This window comes from Blastomonas ursincola (assembly GCF_013607875.1).
Classification (GTDB): Bacteria; Pseudomonadota; Alphaproteobacteria; order Sphingomonadales; family Sphingomonadaceae; genus Blastomonas; species Blastomonas ursincola.
This window is the reverse complement of sequence record NZ_VDES01000001.1, coordinates 228,382-244,544: the sequence shown is the minus strand read 5'-3', so window position 1 is coordinate 244,544 and position 16,163 is coordinate 228,382. Positions and strand designations below refer to the sequence as shown.

Sequence of the window (16,163 nt, the reverse complement as noted above, 5' to 3'; positions counted from 1 at the left end):
CCCCTCCCCGAGACAAGCTCGGGGAGGATTTGGAACGAGGCATCCGCAATCTCCGCTCCCGCGCGCGGGAGGGGAGAGGGGGCAGGGCATGCCGTCGCCTCGCGTGGATCGAGGGGTAGCTTACTGCCCGGTGAACTTCTTCGCGAAGCCCATGATGTCGTTGACCGGGTTGCCGTCACCGTCGCGGTCGAGAAAGCCGCCGATCTTCTTGAGCGCATCCTCGCCGCCGACCTGGGCGAGCAGGTCCTGCAGCTTGTCGAGCGGCAGGCCGGTCGATTGCGCGGCGGATGCGGCGGTGTCGCCGGGCTGGGGCGCGGCCTTGCCGAGTGCGGCCATCGCGGCCTGGACCTGCGCTTCGCTGAGGCCCACCTGCTCGGCGAGGCTGGCGATCTTGTCGGTGCCGCCGAGCTGGCCGACGATATTGTTCAGGAAATCCATGGATGCCTTCTCCCCATTCGCGAAGCTGTTCTCTGGCGAAAGCCGGAGTCCAGGGCCGCCAAGGTGCAGCATCGCCCTGGATTCCGGCTTTCGCCGGAAAACGGTGCAAACTACCACAAGGGGCAGGTACCGGCCATGCCGATCAGCCGGGCAGGGGCGCCAGATCAGGTAAAATCACCGCACGCCGCGCCTCGACCGAGAACAGCCGTTCGCGTGAATAGAAATGCAGCGGCCAGTCGCGCGCGCCCTCGGGCTCTGTCAGCAGCGCGTTGACCCGCTCTACCAGCGCGAGCGCAGGATCGCAGCGCCGGTGGAACGCCGCGACCCCCATCGCATAGCAATGAGTGATCGTCGCATGAAAGCCACTGTTATCGGTATTGGGCGTGCCCACGCTGTCATTATGCCGCCGGATGATATCGGGCAGGTCGTGGCTCAGGCAGATATCGGGCCGCTCGGCCGCCAGCCAATAGCAGGCGGCGACATGCGCTTCGTGTGTCCATTCGCCGCGCGGCAGGCAGGAAGCGATCAGCCGCTCGCCAAGGTGGCGAACGGCTGCGCTGGACTCGAAAAATCTAATGCTTTGGTCGGTCATGATCGGGCTTTCGGCAAGGAAGGCCCGATCGTGAACCGGGCCGGGTCAGGCGGCGACGGCCTGACGTTGCGGGGCGGCGGCGCGGACCGCCTCATCGACATGCTCTTCGAACTGCGCGAAATTGTCGATGAACTGGCCGACCAGCTTTTGCGCGGTGGCGTCGTAATCCGTCTTGTCCGCCCAGGTGCCGCGCGGATCGAGGATCGCGGTGTCGACGCCCGGCACGCTGACCGGAACCTCGAAGCCGAAATTGGGGTCCTTGCGGAACTCGGTGCTGTTCAGGCTGCCGTCGAGCGCGGCGTTGAGCAGCGCGCGCGTTGCCTTGATCGGCATGCGGCTGCCAACGCCGTGCTTGCCGCCGGTCCAGCCGGTATTGACCAGCCAGCAGGTGACATTGCCCTTGGCGATGCGCTCTTTCAGCAGATTGCCATAGACCGAGGGGTGACGCGGCATGAACGGCGCACCGAAACAGGTCGAGAAGGTGGCCGAAGGCTCGGTCACGCCGATTTCGGTGCCCGCAACGCGCGCGGTGTAGCCCGACAGGAAGTGGTACATCGCCTGTTCCGGGGTCAGCCGCGCGATCGGGGGCAGCACGCCGTAGGCATCGGCGGTGAGGAAGATGATGTTCTTCGGCACTGGACCCAGATTGTCCTTCGACGTGTTGGGGATGAAGTCGATCGGGTACGAACCGCGGCTGTTTTCCGCCAGCGAGTTGTCGGCAAAGTCGAGCGTGCGGGTGGCCGGGTCCATCACCACATTTTCCAGCACCGTGCCGAAGCGACCGGTGGTGGCGTAGATCTCGGGCTCGGCCTCGGGCGAGAGGTTGATCATCTTGGCATAGCAGCCGCCCTCGAAGTTGAACACGGCGGTGTCCGACCACCCATGCTCGTCATCGCCGATCAGCGTGCGGCTTGCATCGGCCGACAGCGTGGTCTTTCCGGTGCCCGACAGGCCGAAGAACACGGCGGTATCGCCTTCGGGGCCGATATTGGCCGAACAGTGCATCGGCATCACGCCCTTGGTCGGCAGCAGATAGTTGAGGATGCCGAAGACCGACTTCTTCATCTCGCCGGCATAGGCGGTGCCGCCGATCAGGATCAGCTTTTCGGTGAGGTTCACCGCGATCACGGTCTCGCTGCGCGTGCCGTGCCTGGCCGGATCGGCGCGGAAGCTGGGCAGGTCGATGATCGTGTATTCGGGCGCGAAATCCACCAGCTCTTCGGCCTTGGGGCGGACCAGCAGCGTGCGGATGAACTGGCTGTGCCAGGCAAACTCGTTGATGACGCGGACGTTCACGCGATATTCGGGCTGCGATCCGCCGAACAGGTCCTGCACGTAGAGCTTGGGCTTTTCGGCGAGAAAGGCCAGGAAATCGGCCTTCAGCGTGGCGAAATTCTCGGGCGTCATCGCGACATTGGTCTTGCCCCACCAGACGGTGTTTTCGGTCTCGGCGTCGCGGACGATGAACTTGTCATTGGCGCTGCGGCCCGTGTGCTTGCCGGTTGCGACGACCAGTGCGCCGCCCTTGGCCAGCGATCCCTCGCCATTGCGCAGGGCTTCTTCGACCAGGGCTTCGGTGCCCAGATTCCAGTGCTGGTTGTCGGTTGCGGTAATGCCCTGATCGGCAAGCGAAACTTTGGATTTGATGGCCACTGCTGATATTCTCCCAAGTTGGTGCCGCCCCTGGCTGATCTCGCGCCCAACCGCCAGCCTTCGTCAATCCGGGACGACTCACGCAGTCCTTTTCTCGTGATAGGATTGTCCAAGACGTCTGCTGCCATGTCTGTCAATAGCTGCTACCGGTGTCATAACATGGGTGGTGCATTGTTGCCGGTATGCACCCAAAATGCTGCGTTGCGGCATATGCCAGATAGCGGTTTACCCTGCGGTCGTGATATGCGACCGGCAGGGCTTGGTGGTGCAGGAGGATAGGTCCACGCATGGCGGCAGTGATTGCGCTGGTCGATGACGACCGCAACATTCTGACATCGGTTTCGATCGCGTTGCAGGCGGAAGGGTTCGTCACGCGCCTCTATTCGGATGGCGAGGCAGCGTTGAAGGCGATCGTCGACACGCCGCCGGACCTGTGCCTGTTCGACATCAAGATGCCGCGCATGGACGGGCTGGAGCTGCTGCGCCGGGTGCGCGAGCACAGCGCTGTGCCGGTGATCTTCCTGACCTCAAAGGACGAGGAGCTGGACGAGGCGCTGGGCCTGGCCATGGGGGCGGACGACTATATCACCAAGCCGTTCTCGCAGCGGCTGCTGATCGCGCGGATCAAAGCGATCCTCCGCCGCGCCGAGCTGATGCGGGCGCCCGAGGTGCCCAGCGACGAGCCCGCCGCCGAACCGATCGTGCGCGGTCGGCTCGAAATGGACCCGGCGCGGCACATGGTGGCGTGGGATGGCAAGAAGGTGACGCTGACGGTCACCGAGTTCCTGATCCTGGAGGCGCTGGCTGCGCGGCCCGGTGTCGTCAAGAGCCGCAACCAGCTGATGGACGCGGCCTATCAGGACGATGTCTATGTCGACGACCGCACCATCGACAGCCATATCAAGCGGCTGCGGCGCAAGTTCCGCGAGGTCGATCCCGAATTTTCCGCTATCGATACCCTGTATGGCGCCGGCTACCGTTTCGCAGGAGATTAACCCGTCCGCGCTGCGGCTGGGCTGGACGCGCCGGGTCTCGCTGACCTGGCGCATCCTTGCGGTGAATATATTCGCGGTCGCGATGCTCGGCGGCGGGCTGCTGTATCTGGACAGCTATCGCGAGCAGATCATCCAGGAACGGCTCGAGCAGGAGCAGCAGAGCATCTGGCTGCTCGCGCATGCGATGGAGCGTCTCGACCAGCCGGGCCGCATCGCGATGATCAAGGCGGTTAGCCGACGGTACGACTCGCGCATCCGGCTCTATGAGGCGCGCGGACCTGTCACGCTGGACAGTTTCGCGCTGGCGTCGCCCACCTATCGCCTGCGCGATCCTTCCGAAGAACCCTGGCAGCGCCATGCTGCCCGCTTGCTCGATCAGGGCTTTGACTGGCTGGTCGACGCCAAGCGGGTCGAGCGTTTCGTCGAGCGCCGACCCGATCGGCTGCAGAACTGGCCAGAGGCGATCGAAGCCCAGCGCAGCCAGGCCGCGATCGCCCGGATGCGCTATGCGCCAGATCGCACCCCGATGATCAGCGCGGCGATTGCGCTGCCCCGGGGCGGCGGCGTGCTGCTGACCAGCTACAATGCCCGGGACGTTACCCGGATCGTGCGCGCGGAGCGGTTCAACCTGGCGATGATCGTGCTCGCGACGGCGCTGGTCTCGATCCTGTTTTCCTTGTTCCTGGCGCGGACGATCGTGCAGCCGCTGCGTCGCCTGGCGAGCGCTGCCGTCAGGGTGCGGCTGGGCCGCGCGCGCGAGGTGGTGGTGCCGCGCCTGCCGTCGCGCGGGGACGAGATCGGCCTGCTGGCGCGTTCGCTTTCGGACATGAGCATGGCGCTGCGGATGAAGATCGACGCGACCGAGGCCTTTGCCGCCGATGTCAGCCATGAACTCAAGAACCCGCTGGCTTCGCTGCGCTCTGCGCTCGAGGGGTTGGCGAGCGTGAAGGACGAACGGCTCCGCGAGCAGCTGTTCGAGATTGCGTGCAGCGATGTTCGGCGGCTCGACCGGTTGATCACCGATATCTCCGAGGCGTCGCGCGTCGATGCCCAGCTCACCCGAACCCGGTTCGAGCCGATCGATCTGGGCGAGATGATCGAGAATCTGCTCGAGCTGCGCCGCTCGCGCGGGCTCAACCAGGGGCGCGAGACCGCCTTTGCCCGCCCGCGGCGCGGTGTCGCGGTGGTGATGGGCGAGGGAACGCGGCTGGAGCGCGTCATTTCCAACCTGCTCGACAATGCCGTGTCCTTCTCGCCGCCGGGCGGGCTGGTGCGGATCGAGGCAACGCAGATGCGCGGGCGGGTGCTGGTGCGGGTGATCGACGAAGGGCCGGGCGTGCCGCCGAGCGAGCGCGAGGCGATCTTTCGCCGCTTCCACAGCGCGCGCCCCGAGGGCGAGGAATTCGGCCAGCATAGCGGCCTGGGCCTCGCGATCGCGCGCACCATCGTCGAGGGGCATCACGGGACGATCACCGTCGCCGATCGCGACGACGGGGCGCAGGGTGCGGTGTTCGAGATATGCCTGCCTGCGAAGGATCAGCAGGAACTGCCCATTTCCCCTGCCTGAAACCGGCGCTAACATGCTGCCAATCCGAAAGCGGATCAGGGGGAGGGGACCATGGCGCAGGGTGACAGGATCACCTATCCGGCGAGCTGCGTCAGCATTGGCGGCGCGGCGCTGCTGATCAGCGGCGAATCGGGCATCGGCAAGTCGGAACTCGCGCTGGCGCTGATCGACCGCGGCGCGCGGCTGATCAGCGACGACCACACGGCGCTGCACCGCGAGGGCAGCCGCATCATCGCTTCGCCCGCGCAGAATATCGGCGGTCTTATCGAGGTGCGCAATCTGGGACTGCTGCCGGTCGAGCCGGGTCCGAACTGCCCGGTAGCCCTGCTGATCGAGCTCAACCGCGCCGCACCGCGATGGATCGAACGCAGCCAGCACCGCATGTTGCTGGGCGTCGAAATACCGGAGATCCTGCTCTCGCCCGACAGCCGGGTCCTGCCGATCAAGGCCGAAATGGCATTGCAAGCCTATGGGATCAAAGGCTAGGTCAGGGTTGGCGCAGCCCGACAGGTGCGCGGCACGCCAGGGGTGGCCAATGACCGATTCCAGTATCGTGCAGGCAGGTTTTCCTGCTGTCGAACCGCACCGCGTCCTGCTGGTCACCGGGCTGTCGGGCGCCGGCAAGACCACTGCGCTCAAGACGCTCGAGGATCTGGGCTGGGAGGCGATCGACAATTTCCCGATCCGGCTTTTGCCGCTGCTGATGGATACGCCGCAGGCGGTTCGCCGCGATGGGCAGGAGCGGCCGCTCGCCATCGGCTTCGACACGCGCACGCGCGGGTTCGATCCGGGATCGATCGTGCGGCAGGTGCGTGATCTGGAAGAGCGGCCCGAATATGCGATCAGCACACTGTTCCTTGATTGCGCGGGGCGCGAGCTGCAGCGGCGCTATGCCGAGACGCGGCGCCGTCACCCGCTGGCGCAGGACCGTTCGGCCGAAGCCGGAATTGCCGAGGAACGCGAATGGCTGCAGCCGCTAAGGCGCTGGGCGGAAAATGTCATCGATACGACCAATCTGGCATTGTCGGACCTGCAGCAGAAAATCCGCAGCCGCTTTGCGCTCGAACAGTCGCCTACCAGCATCATCGTCACCAGCTTCGGCTTTGCGCGCGGCATGCCGCCCAGCGCCGATCTGGTGTTCGACATGCGCTTCCTGCGCAATCCCTATTGGGACCGCTCGCTGCGCGAGATGACAGGACTGGAAGCGCCTGTGGGAGCGTTCATCACCGAAGACCCGGCCTATCAGGGCGCCGTCGACCGGATCGTCGATCTGCTGACCTTCCTGCTGCCGCGCTATCAGGCGGCGGCCAAGGCCTATGTGCACATCGCGATCGGGTGTACCGGTGGGAGACACCGGTCGGTGTTCGTCGCGCAGGAGATCACCAAACGCTTGCAAGCAGCAGGCTTTTGTCCCACTGTCCAGCATCGCAATCTGACGTCACGACCCACGGATGCCATAGAAGAAAGCCCCGCGCCGCCGCCCGCATGAAGGCAGCGCGCCGGGCAGGGGAGAGATCGCTGAAACTGGCGCGGGTCAGGGACAGACGTCGGCAATAGAGACTTCAAGCTACAGAAACTGGTATAAACATCCCCCATGATCGGTCTTATTCTCGTCACCCATGGACGGCTCGCGCAGGAATTTCTGGTCGCGATGGAACATGTGGTGGGCAAGCAGCAGCATATCGAAACCATCGATATCGGCCCCAATGATGACATGGAACAGCGGCGTGCAGATATCGCCGCCGCGATCGCCAGGGTCGATACCGGCAAGGGCGTGATCGTGCTGACCGATCTGTTCGGCGGCACGCCGTCGAACCTTGCCATCTCGCTGCTCGAAGCGGGGCGGGTCGAGGTGATCGCAGGGGTCAACCTGCCGATGCTGATCCGTCTCGAGGGCGCACGCCGCTCGATGAACGTGCGCGATGCGGTCGCCGCTGCGCGCGATGCCGGGCAGAAATATATCAGCGTCGCCTCCGACCTGCTCGGCCAGGAAAGCGCGCAATGAGCGAGCAGACCGTGCAGATCACCAACCAGCGTGGCCTGCACGCCCGGGCGAGCGCCAAGTTCGTCGCGGCCGTCGCGCGCCTGCCCGAAACGGTGAAGGTGCATGTCAGCAAGGACGACAACGAGGTCACCGGCAGCTCGATCATGGGGCTGATGATGCTGGGTGCCGCGCGCGGCGACAGCATCACCATCCGCGTCGAGGGCGAGGGCGAAGAGGCTGCGCTTAAGAAGCTCGTCGGCCTGGTCATGGACGGTTTCGGCGAGGATTGATCCTCGGCCCCTGTGTGCGCCATGACACCCAACCGTCTGCTCATCACCGGTTTTTCCAATCCCGCGGTCAAGGCCGCGCGGTCTTTGCGCGAAAAGAAGCATCGCAAGCGCGAGGGACGTTTCCTCGCCGAGGGCCTGCGCTTGCTCACCGAAGCGCGCGAGGCGGGGATCGTTCCAGAAGCGCTGTGGCTGGGCCAGCAGCGCGATCCGCATCCGCTCATCGATGCGCTCGAAGTGGCCGTGGCTGCGCGCGGCGGCACGATCTACGAGACGACGACCGACATCCTCTCCAAGATCAGCGGTAAGGACAACCCGCAGACGGTTTTGGGTGTATTTGAAGACCTGCCGACCTCGCTCGATGCGCTGGACCGCGATCGCTCGGGCATCTGGCTGGTGGCGCAGTCGATGCGCGATCCGGGAAATCTGGGCACCATGCTGCGCACCTGCGATGCGGTGGGCGCGGGCGGGCTGATCCTGGTCGATCAGTGCGTCGATCCGTTCTCGGTCGAGGCGGTGCGCGCGAGCATGGGCGCGGTGTTCACCGTTCCGGTGGCGCAGGCCGAATGGGGCGATTTCCTGCGCTGGCTGCGCACCGGGCCGGGTCAGCTCGTCGGCACAAGCCTCAACACCAGTTCCGACTATCGCGGCGCGGATTACGCTGCCCCGTGCTTCCTGCTGATCGGCAACGAGGCGCAGGGGCTTCCGCCCGCCTATGAGGCGGAGTGCGACCTGTTGGTGAAGATCCCGATGCTAGGCAAGGCGGACAGCCTGAACGCCGCCGTCGCCGCCGCGGTCATGGCCTATGAGGTGCTCGCCCGGCAGAGCTGAGCTCCACCGGGCGCGCCTGATCAGTGGCGGAAGTGGCGCATGCCGGTGAACACCATAGCCAGGCCGGCCTCGTCGGCAGCGGCGATCACCTCATCGTCGCGCACAGATCCGCCCGGCTGGATCACCGCCGTCGCGCCCGCCTCGACTGCCGCCAGCAGGCCGTCGGCAAACGGGAAGAACGCGTCCGAGGCGACCGACGAGCCGACGGTGCGCGGCTCTGCCCAGCCATAGGTTTCCGCCGCCTCGCGCGCCTTGGCAGCGGCGATGCGCGCGGAATCGCGGCGGTTCATCTGGCCCGCGCCGATCCCGGCGGTCGCGCCGTCCTTGGCATAGACGATCGCGTTCGACTTGACGTGCTTGGCGACGGTCCAGGCGAACAGGCAGTCGGTCAGTTCCTGCTCGGTCGGCGCGCGCTTGGTTACAACCTTCAGGTCTTCGCGCGCGATGCGGCCATTGTCGCGCGACTGCAGCAGCGCGCCGCCCGCGATCGTGCGCAGCGCGATGCCGCCGCGCGCGGGGTCCCACAGATCGCCGGTCAGGATCAGGCGCAGGTTCTTCTTCTTGGCGAACACCGCCTTGGCCGCATCATCGGCATCGGGCGCGCAGACGACTTCGGTGAAGATGTCGCTGATCGCCTCGGCGGTCGGGCCGTCGAGCGGACGATTGACGGCGATGATGCCGCCAAAGGCCGACACGCTGTCGCATTGCAGCGCTGCCTTGTAGGCGCTGACCAGATCGTCGCCGCTCGCCACGCCGCACGGATTGGCGTGCTTGACGATGACCACGGTCGGCAGGCCGTCGCGGAATTCGGCGACGAGTTCGAGCGCCGCATCGGCATCGTTGAGATTGTTGAAGCTCAGCTCCTTGCCCTGGACCTGGCGATGATCGGCGAGCGACCCGCCCGGCGCGAAGGCGGGCAGATAGAGAGCCGCGCTCTGGTGCGGGTTCTCGCCATAGCGCAGCGCCTGGCCCTTGCGGAACGGGACCGAGAGCTTTTCCGGATACATCTCGCCCTGGTCGGCAAAGGCAAACCAGCTGGCGATCATCGCGTCATATTCGGCCGTCGCGGCATAGGCCTTGGCCGCCAGCTTGCGGCGGAAGGCAAGCGTCGTCGCGCCGCCGCTCGCCTGCATCTCCTGCGCCAGCGTCGCATAATCGGCGGGGTCGGTGACGATCGTGACGAAGGCGTGGTTCTTGGCGGCAGAGCGCACCATGCTGGGCCCGCCGATATCGATATTCTCGATGATCTCGTCTCGATCCGCCCCCTTGGCCACCGTGGCGGCGAAGGGATAGAGGTTCACGACGACCAGATCGATCGCGCCGATGCCGTGCGCTTCCATCGCCGCGACATGCTCTGCATTGTCGCGCACCGCGAGCAGCCCGCCATGCACCATCGGGTGCAGCGTCTTGACGCGACCGTCCATCATCTCGGGAAAGTCGGTGATCTCGGAAATGTCGCGCACCGCAAGGCCTGCATCGCGCAGCGCCTTGACGGTGCCGCCGGTGGAAATCAGCTCCACCCCATGCGCCGCCAGAGTGGCGCCGAGTTCGGCCAGGCCACTTTTGTCGGAGACGGAAAGCAGCGCGCGCTTGATCGCAATGTCGGTCACGTGATTATCCCATATGCTTGATGAGCCAGCCGTAATTGCCGCCGCCCGCTGACGCGGTGCCGGTGAGAACAATCTGCTGGCTGGGCCTGATCTGCCCGTTTTCGTCCACCCAGAGGCTTTCCTCGAGCGTTACCTTGCTGGCGGCAGAGCGGAACTGCCAGAGCGATCCATCGGCGACGCGCAAGAACACGCCCCAGCCATCGGTCGCCAGATGCGCCTCGACGTCCACGCCCAGGTGGAAGCGGATCGCAAAGGGCACATCGCCCTGTTTCTGACGGCCGAAGCCACGCCCGAAACCGCTCTTGGCGGCGGGCAGCAGCACGTCCTCGCCGCGCAATTCGCGGCCGTCGCTGCGCAGCACGAGCAGGCGGCGGTGGATCAGGCCATAGCGCTTGGCATAGCCGTCATGCGTCATGTCGAGCCGCGCGGCATCATCGCTGTCGCGCCGGTCGAGCTCGACCAGACCCACGCCCTTGCCGAGCTGACCTTTGGCCAGCACCGAGGTGCTGTTGGTATCGTCGAGGCACAGGGTCGAATGCGCGGCCGTGGCGCGCAGCCCCTTGGCAAGCTCGGGCGGCATGTCGGGGGCAATCGCGCTCGCGCCGCCGCAATTGACGATCAGCCGATACGGGCCGTGGCTCATCTCGAAGGCGAGCGTGGAAGCGCAGCCCATTACCGCGTGCCGCGCCATGGCGGGGGTCCCGGCGTCGACCAGCACCACCGTGCGCCCAGCGGGGACGCGCTGATAGCCCCAGTGCCGCGCATCGCGCAGAGGCCGCGCGCGGATGCCGCTTGCGCGGATCAGCGTGGACATGGTCTCGGCAGAAATGCCCGGCGCGCCCTGCCAGCTGCCCAGGCTTCCGTCGTGGTGGGTCAATCCCTGCAACGCCGGCACCGCGCGGCTCAGCGCCAGTTCGACAATCGGCGAAAGCAGCTCGCCGCGTGCAGCATAGACCGCGCGCAGCATGGACAGCACCGTGATCGCTTCGATCTGCGCCAGCGGCGAGCGTGACAGCGCACCGCCATCCTCGCCCATGAACCCTTCGATCGCGCGCTTGAGCCCGGCCTCACCGAAAATGCGGCGCGGCTCGCCATCGGGCAGCAGCAGTGCGGCACCGACCACGCCGGCCCAGGCCGTGACCCGTGCGAGGCCTTCCGGCGCCTTGTCGGCAACATGGTCGAGATGCCGCGCCGTGCTGGCGAAATTGCGCAGCACCCGCGAGCGATAGACAAGATCACTGCTCGACAGGATCAGCGGCGCATGTGCGGCGCAATTGAGCATGCGGCGAGCGGCCAGATCGGCACGCCAGGCGGGATCGGCGACCGTCTCGAGATTGGCATCAAGCCACTGGTCGACCAGCTTCTCGGCGATCGGCACGCAGGTTTCGCGCGGTGCCGCTGCGGCCAGATCGCGCAGCCAGGCAAAGCTGTGAATGTAATCGAGCGCCTCGGGCGGCGCCTGGAGCGTCGCGAAGTTGAGCTTGGCAAATTCGATCCGCTGGCCCGCAACCTGAAAGAAGCCGGCGCGAATGGCCTTGCCGCGCCGCGCATCGCCCGGGAACGGATCGTCGGGCGCGGCCAGCAGCCGCAGCGGCGAGCGACCCTTGAGCCGCAGCTTGTGCAGCGGCGTGCGCCAGGTCATCCGATAGAAATAGTGCACCAGGCTTTCAGTGAGCGAAAGGCCACGATCGTTTTCCACCCGCACGAGCTGCTTGCGCGCCGATTGCGGGCTTTCCTCGATCAGGTCCGGGCGGGATTCGAGGTCCGCGCCAATCAACGGCAGGCGGCGTTCGTCCTCGCTGGCCTGGGCTGCACGGGCGCCTGTCCGGCGGCTCTCGGACAGGACATCGCTCATTGGCCCTTCAGCTCCCGGATATTGGCGGCGTACCGGTCCGCTCCGCCCTTGAAGCTCGCCGTGCCCGCGACCAGCACATTGGCTCCGGCATTCACGGCCTGGGGCGCGGTGATGGTGTCGATGCCGCCATCGACCTCCAGATCGATCGCGCGGCCCGATTTTGCGATCATCTTCGCGATCGCCTCGATCTTGCGCAGCTGGCTGGAGATGAAGCTCTGCCCGCCAAAGCCGGGATTGACGCTCATCACCAGCACGAGGTCGACTTCGTCGATCAGATAGTCGAGCATCTTGGCCGGGGTCGCGGGGTTGAGCACCACGCCCGCCTTCTTGCCCAGCGACTTGATGAGCTGGACCGTGCGGTGGACATGCGGCCCCGCCTCGGGGTGCACGGTGATGATGTCCGCGCCGGCATCGGCGAACGCCTGCACATATTGGTCGACCGGCGAGATCATCAGATGCACGTCGAAGGGCTTGGCCGTGTGCGGACGCAGCGCCTTCACCACCGCCGGGCCGATGGTGATATTGGGCACGAAATGCCCGTCCATCACGTCGATATGAATCCAGTCCGCGCCCGCCGAGTCGATCGCGCGCACTTCCTCGCCCAGACGCGCGAAATCGGCGGACAGGATCGACGGAGCTATCAATGGGGGCTGCGGCATAGGCCTAGCCGCTTAAACCTCAACATCTTGTGGAGCAAGGCGCTTTGCGGCGCTTTTCCACATGATTTGGCCCAGAGCCGGACAGTCAGGCCTGGTGGCGCAATCGGGCCATGAAAAAGCCGTCGAGCCCGCCCGCGTCCGCCAGCATGCCGGGCAGGGTGCGCACCTGGCCCAGCGCATCGGGGGCGATGCCAGAGGGAAGCTCATCGGCGACAATGGGGTCGATCGTGTAACGGCTGTCATCTGCAAGGAACCGGGAAATTACATCCTCGCCCTCGGCCCTTTCGAGCGAGCAGACCGCATAGACGAGAACGCCGCCGGGCTTCACCCAGTTCGATGCCCGTTCCAGCAGCAGCGCCTGCTGCTCCGCGCGGTCCTCGATATGGCGCGCGCCGATGCGATAGAGCACGTCAGGATGGCGGCGGAAAATGCCGGTGGCGCTGCACGGCGCGTCGAGCAGCACGGCGTCAGCCTGCTCGTCGGGCCGCCATTCGAGCAGATTGTCGGTAATCGTCGCCGCATCCAGCCCCGTGCGCTTGAGATTCTGGCGCAGGCGCTTCAACCGCTTTTCCGAATTGTCGAGTGCGGTCACCTGCCAACCGGCGGCGGCGAGCTGCATCGTCTTGCCGCCCGGTGCCGCGCACAGATCGAGCACGCTGCGGCCCTGGCCTGCGCCAAGCAATCGCGCCGGCAGGCTGGCGGCGAGGTCCTGCACCCACCAGTCGCCCGATTCGAACCCGTCGATCTGCTCGATCGCGCCCGCGCGGGGCAGGCGGACATGGCCAGGCGCGAGCGAGACGCCGCCAAGCTGCGCGGCGGTGGTGGCAGTCGCGGAGGCGTCGGCGAGGCTGAGGTCGAGTGGCGGAGGGCTGCCCAGCGCAGCGCTTGCGGCTTCGGCCATCGTCTCGCCCCATAAGGCGGTCCAGCGGTTGGCGGTGGCGGGCGGCAGCTCGGGCGCGGGCAGGGCAACGCCTGCGCGCATCAGGCTGCCGAACACGCCATGTGCCAGCTTGCGCGGGCCGCCCTGCAGCAGCGGCAGCGCGGTCGCGATCGTCGCATGCGGCGGAGTTTCGAGCGCCAGCGTCTGCGCGAGCATGATCCGCAGCACCATCCGCGCCTTGGCATCGTCGGCGAGCGGCAGCCGCGTCATGCTGTCGATCAGCAGGTCCAGTCCCGGCAAATGGCGGAGCACCTCGCCCGCGATCGCCATGGCAAGTGCGCGGTCGGACCGATCCTCGATCCCCTGACAGGCCGCATGCTGCGCGACATCAAGCGACTCCCCGCGGCGCATCACCGCATCAAGCATCTTGAGCGCGGCACGGCGGGCAGGAAGGCCGGGAGTCTCGTCGGCGGCGGAGGGACGGTTGTTCATGCGCGGGCGTTAGGCTGACACGCTGAACAAATCAAATCCTCCCACAGCTTGCTGGGAGAGGGGGACCGCCCGCGCAGCGGGTGGTGGAGGGGCAGCGGGTTCTTACACTGCCTGAGCGATAGAGCTATCCCGCTTCCCCTCCGCCCCCGACCTGCGGTCGGCGGTCCCCCTCCCCGAGACAAGCTCGAGGAGGATTTTGAACGGACTATTGATCTCTCCTCCCGCGCGCGGGAGGGGAGAACAAAGCTCACCCCCGTCCGAGCGGATCGAGCGCGCTGCCGCGGCGCGGAGGGGGCGGGGCGCTGCCTTGTTCGCGGGCGATCGCCTCCAACGCGGCGATGCGGTCGCCGGTATCGGGATGCGTCGAGAACAGCGCGCGCACGCCCGAGGGCACGATGTACAGCTGCGCAGCGGCCGGGTTGCGCTCGACCACCGGATTGGGAATCCGCTGCGCCTGGTTCGAGATGCGGGCCAGCGCCGATGCCAGCGCGAGCGGCTTGCCGCTGATCTCCGCACCACCGCGGTCCGCGCCGAATTCGCGCGTTCGGCTGATCGCCATCTGCACGATCATCGCGGCAAAGGGCGCGACGAACACCGCCAGCATCGCCGCCCAGGGGTTGCGATTGTCGTCGCGGAAGAACAACCCGAAATTGGCGAGCATCGACACGGCACCCGCGATCGTCGCGACCATGGTCATGATCAGCGTGTCGCGGTTCTTCACATGCGCCAGTTCGTGCGCCATCACGCCTTCGATCTCGTCGCGGCTCAGCATCTGCAGCAGGCCCGTGGTCGCAGCCACGGCAGCATTCTCGGGATTGCGGCCCGTCGCGAAGGCGTTGGGCGCGGCCTGATCGATGACATAGACCCGCGGCATCGGCAGACCGCCGCGCTGCGCCAACCGCGCGACCAGATTGTAGAAATCCGGGTGGCTCTCAGCGCTCACCTCGACCGCATTGTGCATCTTGAGCACGATCTTGTCGGCGTTCCAGAAGGTGAACAGGTTCATGCCGGCAGCAAACAGCAGTGCGATGACCGCGCCGCCCGATCCACCCAGCGTATAGCCCAGAGCCATGAACAGCGCGGTGAGCGCTGCCAGCAGCATGGTGGTCTTCAATCCGTTCATCTCGGTTCAAAATCCTTGTCTGACATTGCATGCCCGGCGCTTCACATCGCGCTCGGCACGCCCCATATGCCCGAATGAAATGTAGGAATGCCGCGCCGGTTTTCAATTGATCGGCCGGCCCAGCCCAAGGGACGCAGCATGCCAGATACCCCCCGCGCGACGCGCCGCCCCGACCATGTCAAGCCGCCCGCGCATTGGGGCAAATCGCCGCCGGTGCCGGTGCCGCAGCCGATTGCCGAGAGTGATGCCGAGGAGGCGGCCAAGGGCCCGACCCGTTTCGGCGACTGGGAGCACAAGGGCATCGCGATCGACTTCTGATGATGTGTCACCGGCGATGACATGACTTTTCAACCTTTGCGCCGCATGCTATTGACACGATTGTCAGTGAGAGGGCGAGAAAGGTTGACCATGTCCGAGCCGATATTCCGTCATCCCGAGCGGCCCGTGCCCAAGTTCCGCCCGTTCCGGGCCATGCACCATTTTCGCAAACTGATTGCGGACAAGGAAGATACCGAGCAGGTCTTCCACATCTTCCAGTGCCTGCCGCGGCTGAAGCTGGTCGATGAGATCCGCGCCTTCGTGTACAGCGATTTCGGGCGGCAGCTACGGATGACAGAACCTTATCTGCCCGACATTCTTGACGATCACGCCCGGTTGCGTGCGATGCCCAAGGGCAGCGTCGCGCATGCCTATGTCGATTTCATGGAGCGCGAAGGGCTGTCCGCTGCCGGGCTGGTCGCGGAATATGACCGGTTCCAGGGCAACCGCCGCTATGGCGACATGGTCGAATGGTATGTCAACCGGCTGCGCGACACGCATGATCTATTGCACGTTCTCACCGGCTATGGCCGCGACGCGCTGGGCGAGGCCTCGGTGCTGGCGTTCACCTATGGCCAGAACCCGTCGCCGGGCAATATCTTCATCGCCTATATGGCTGCGCTCAACATCACGCGGACCGTCCGCAGCGATGCGCCGGTGCTGAAGGCTGTCGGGGAAGCCAAGAGGCTGGGCAAGGCGTGTCCGCGCATCGCGGAGCAGTCGATGCTCTCGCTGCTTGCCGAGCCGCTGGTTGCAGCGCGCAAGCGGCTGAACATAGATGAACCGCGATATTACGCCCTGGCGCACGAGCGGCTGCGCGCGCGTGGCATCGATCCCTATAATCTGCTCGGCAATCCTCAGCCCGCTTGACGGCCAGCC

17 protein-coding genes are annotated in these 16,163 nt (G+C 66.0%); 9 read left to right on the top strand and 8 right to left on the bottom strand.

The window, feature by feature from the left end:
* Positions 1-120 precede the first annotated feature (120 nt).
* The 3 genes from FG486_RS01215 to FG486_RS01205 all read right to left on the bottom strand — a co-directional run bounded on the left by FG486_RS01215 (position 121) and on the right by FG486_RS01205 (position 2,683).
* On the bottom strand, positions 121-438 hold the full coding sequence (locus FG486_RS01215; protein WP_181266132.1) for a hypothetical protein: 318 nt from the start codon (positions 436-438) through the stop codon (positions 121-123).
* A gap of 142 nt (positions 439-580) precedes the next feature.
* Positions 581-1,030: a hypothetical protein gene (locus tag FG486_RS01210; protein ID WP_181266131.1), complete on the bottom strand. Its 450-nt coding sequence runs from the start codon at positions 1,028-1,030 to the stop codon at positions 581-583.
* Positions 1,031-1,075: 45 nt separating this feature from the next.
* Entirely contained in the window at positions 1,076-2,683 is a 1,608-nt protein-coding gene (locus tag FG486_RS01205) for a phosphoenolpyruvate carboxykinase (protein WP_181266130.1), read from the bottom strand.
* A 287-nt stretch (positions 2,684-2,970) separates the two neighbouring features.
* Between FG486_RS01205 and FG486_RS01200 the strand changes: the two genes are divergently transcribed.
* From FG486_RS01200 to FG486_RS01170, 7 genes are all read left to right on the top strand, one after another.
* On the top strand, positions 2,971-3,678 hold the full coding sequence (locus tag FG486_RS01200; RefSeq protein ID WP_181266129.1) for a response regulator transcription factor: 708 nt from the start codon (positions 2,971-2,973) through the stop codon (positions 3,676-3,678).
* Positions 3,647-5,245: a sensor histidine kinase gene (locus FG486_RS01195; protein ID WP_066282873.1), complete on the top strand. Its 1,599-nt coding sequence runs from the start codon at positions 3,647-3,649 to the stop codon at positions 5,243-5,245. The genes FG486_RS01200 and FG486_RS01195 overlap by 32 nt, the downstream gene beginning before the upstream one ends.
* 51 nt (positions 5,246-5,296) lie before the next feature.
* On the top strand, positions 5,297-5,731 hold the full coding sequence (locus FG486_RS01190) for an HPr kinase/phosphorylase (protein ID WP_181266128.1): 435 nt from the start codon (positions 5,297-5,299) through the stop codon (positions 5,729-5,731).
* Between the two features lie 49 nt (positions 5,732-5,780).
* The gene (gene rapZ, locus FG486_RS01185; protein ID WP_181266127.1) at positions 5,781-6,734 is read left to right on the top strand and encodes an RNase adapter RapZ; all 954 of its coding nucleotides are present in this window, start codon (positions 5,781-5,783) and stop codon (positions 6,732-6,734) included.
* Between the two features lie 105 nt (positions 6,735-6,839).
* Positions 6,840-7,250, top strand: coding sequence for a PTS sugar transporter subunit IIA (locus FG486_RS01180; RefSeq protein ID WP_060980342.1), 411 nt, complete (start codon positions 6,840-6,842; stop codon positions 7,248-7,250).
* Positions 7,247-7,519 carry an HPr family phosphocarrier protein gene (locus tag FG486_RS01175; RefSeq protein WP_023837395.1) on the top strand — a complete coding sequence of 91 codons (273 nt, stop codon included), beginning with the start codon at positions 7,247-7,249 and terminating at the stop codon, positions 7,517-7,519. The genes FG486_RS01180 and FG486_RS01175 overlap by 4 nt, the downstream gene beginning before the upstream one ends.
* A gap of 21 nt (positions 7,520-7,540) precedes the next feature.
* Positions 7,541-8,347, top strand: coding sequence for a TrmH family RNA methyltransferase (locus tag FG486_RS01170; protein ID WP_181266126.1), 807 nt, complete (start codon positions 7,541-7,543; stop codon positions 8,345-8,347).
* A 20-nt stretch (positions 8,348-8,367) separates the two neighbouring features.
* On the opposite strand, the gene purH is transcribed toward FG486_RS01170, so the two are convergent.
* From purH to FG486_RS01145, 5 genes are all read right to left on the bottom strand, one after another.
* On the bottom strand, positions 8,368-9,957 hold the full coding sequence (gene purH / locus FG486_RS01165; RefSeq protein ID WP_181266125.1) for a bifunctional phosphoribosylaminoimidazolecarboxamide formyltransferase/IMP cyclohydrolase: 1,590 nt from the start codon (positions 9,955-9,957) through the stop codon (positions 8,368-8,370).
* Between the two features lie 4 nt (positions 9,958-9,961).
* Positions 9,962-11,812 carry a heparinase II/III family protein gene (locus tag FG486_RS01160; protein WP_181266124.1) on the bottom strand — a complete coding sequence of 617 codons (1,851 nt, stop codon included), beginning with the start codon at positions 11,810-11,812 and terminating at the stop codon, positions 9,962-9,964.
* The gene (gene rpe / locus FG486_RS01155; protein ID WP_181266123.1) at positions 11,809-12,471 is read right to left on the bottom strand and encodes a ribulose-phosphate 3-epimerase; all 663 of its coding nucleotides are present in this window, start codon (positions 12,469-12,471) and stop codon (positions 11,809-11,811) included. The genes FG486_RS01160 and rpe overlap by 4 nt, the downstream gene beginning before the upstream one ends.
* A gap of 85 nt (positions 12,472-12,556) precedes the next feature.
* Positions 12,557-13,843 (bottom strand): RsmB/NOP family class I SAM-dependent RNA methyltransferase, encoded by a 1,287-nt coding sequence (locus FG486_RS01150; protein ID WP_181266122.1) that lies wholly within the window; start codon positions 13,841-13,843, stop codon positions 12,557-12,559.
* A 247-nt stretch (positions 13,844-14,090) separates the two neighbouring features.
* Entirely contained in the window at positions 14,091-14,966 is an 876-nt protein-coding gene (locus FG486_RS01145; protein WP_171007747.1) for a M48 family metalloprotease, read from the bottom strand.
* A gap of 138 nt (positions 14,967-15,104) precedes the next feature.
* Between FG486_RS01145 and FG486_RS01140 the strand changes: the two genes are divergently transcribed.
* Positions 15,105-15,284, top strand: coding sequence for a DUF1674 domain-containing protein (locus tag FG486_RS01140; protein ID WP_181266121.1), 180 nt, complete (start codon positions 15,105-15,107; stop codon positions 15,282-15,284).
* 90 nt (positions 15,285-15,374) lie between these two features.
* Positions 15,375-16,154, top strand: a complete 780-nt coding sequence (locus FG486_RS01135; RefSeq protein WP_066284730.1) for a Coq4 family protein — start codon at positions 15,375-15,377, stop codon at positions 16,152-16,154.
* Positions 16,155-16,163 lie beyond the last annotated feature (9 nt).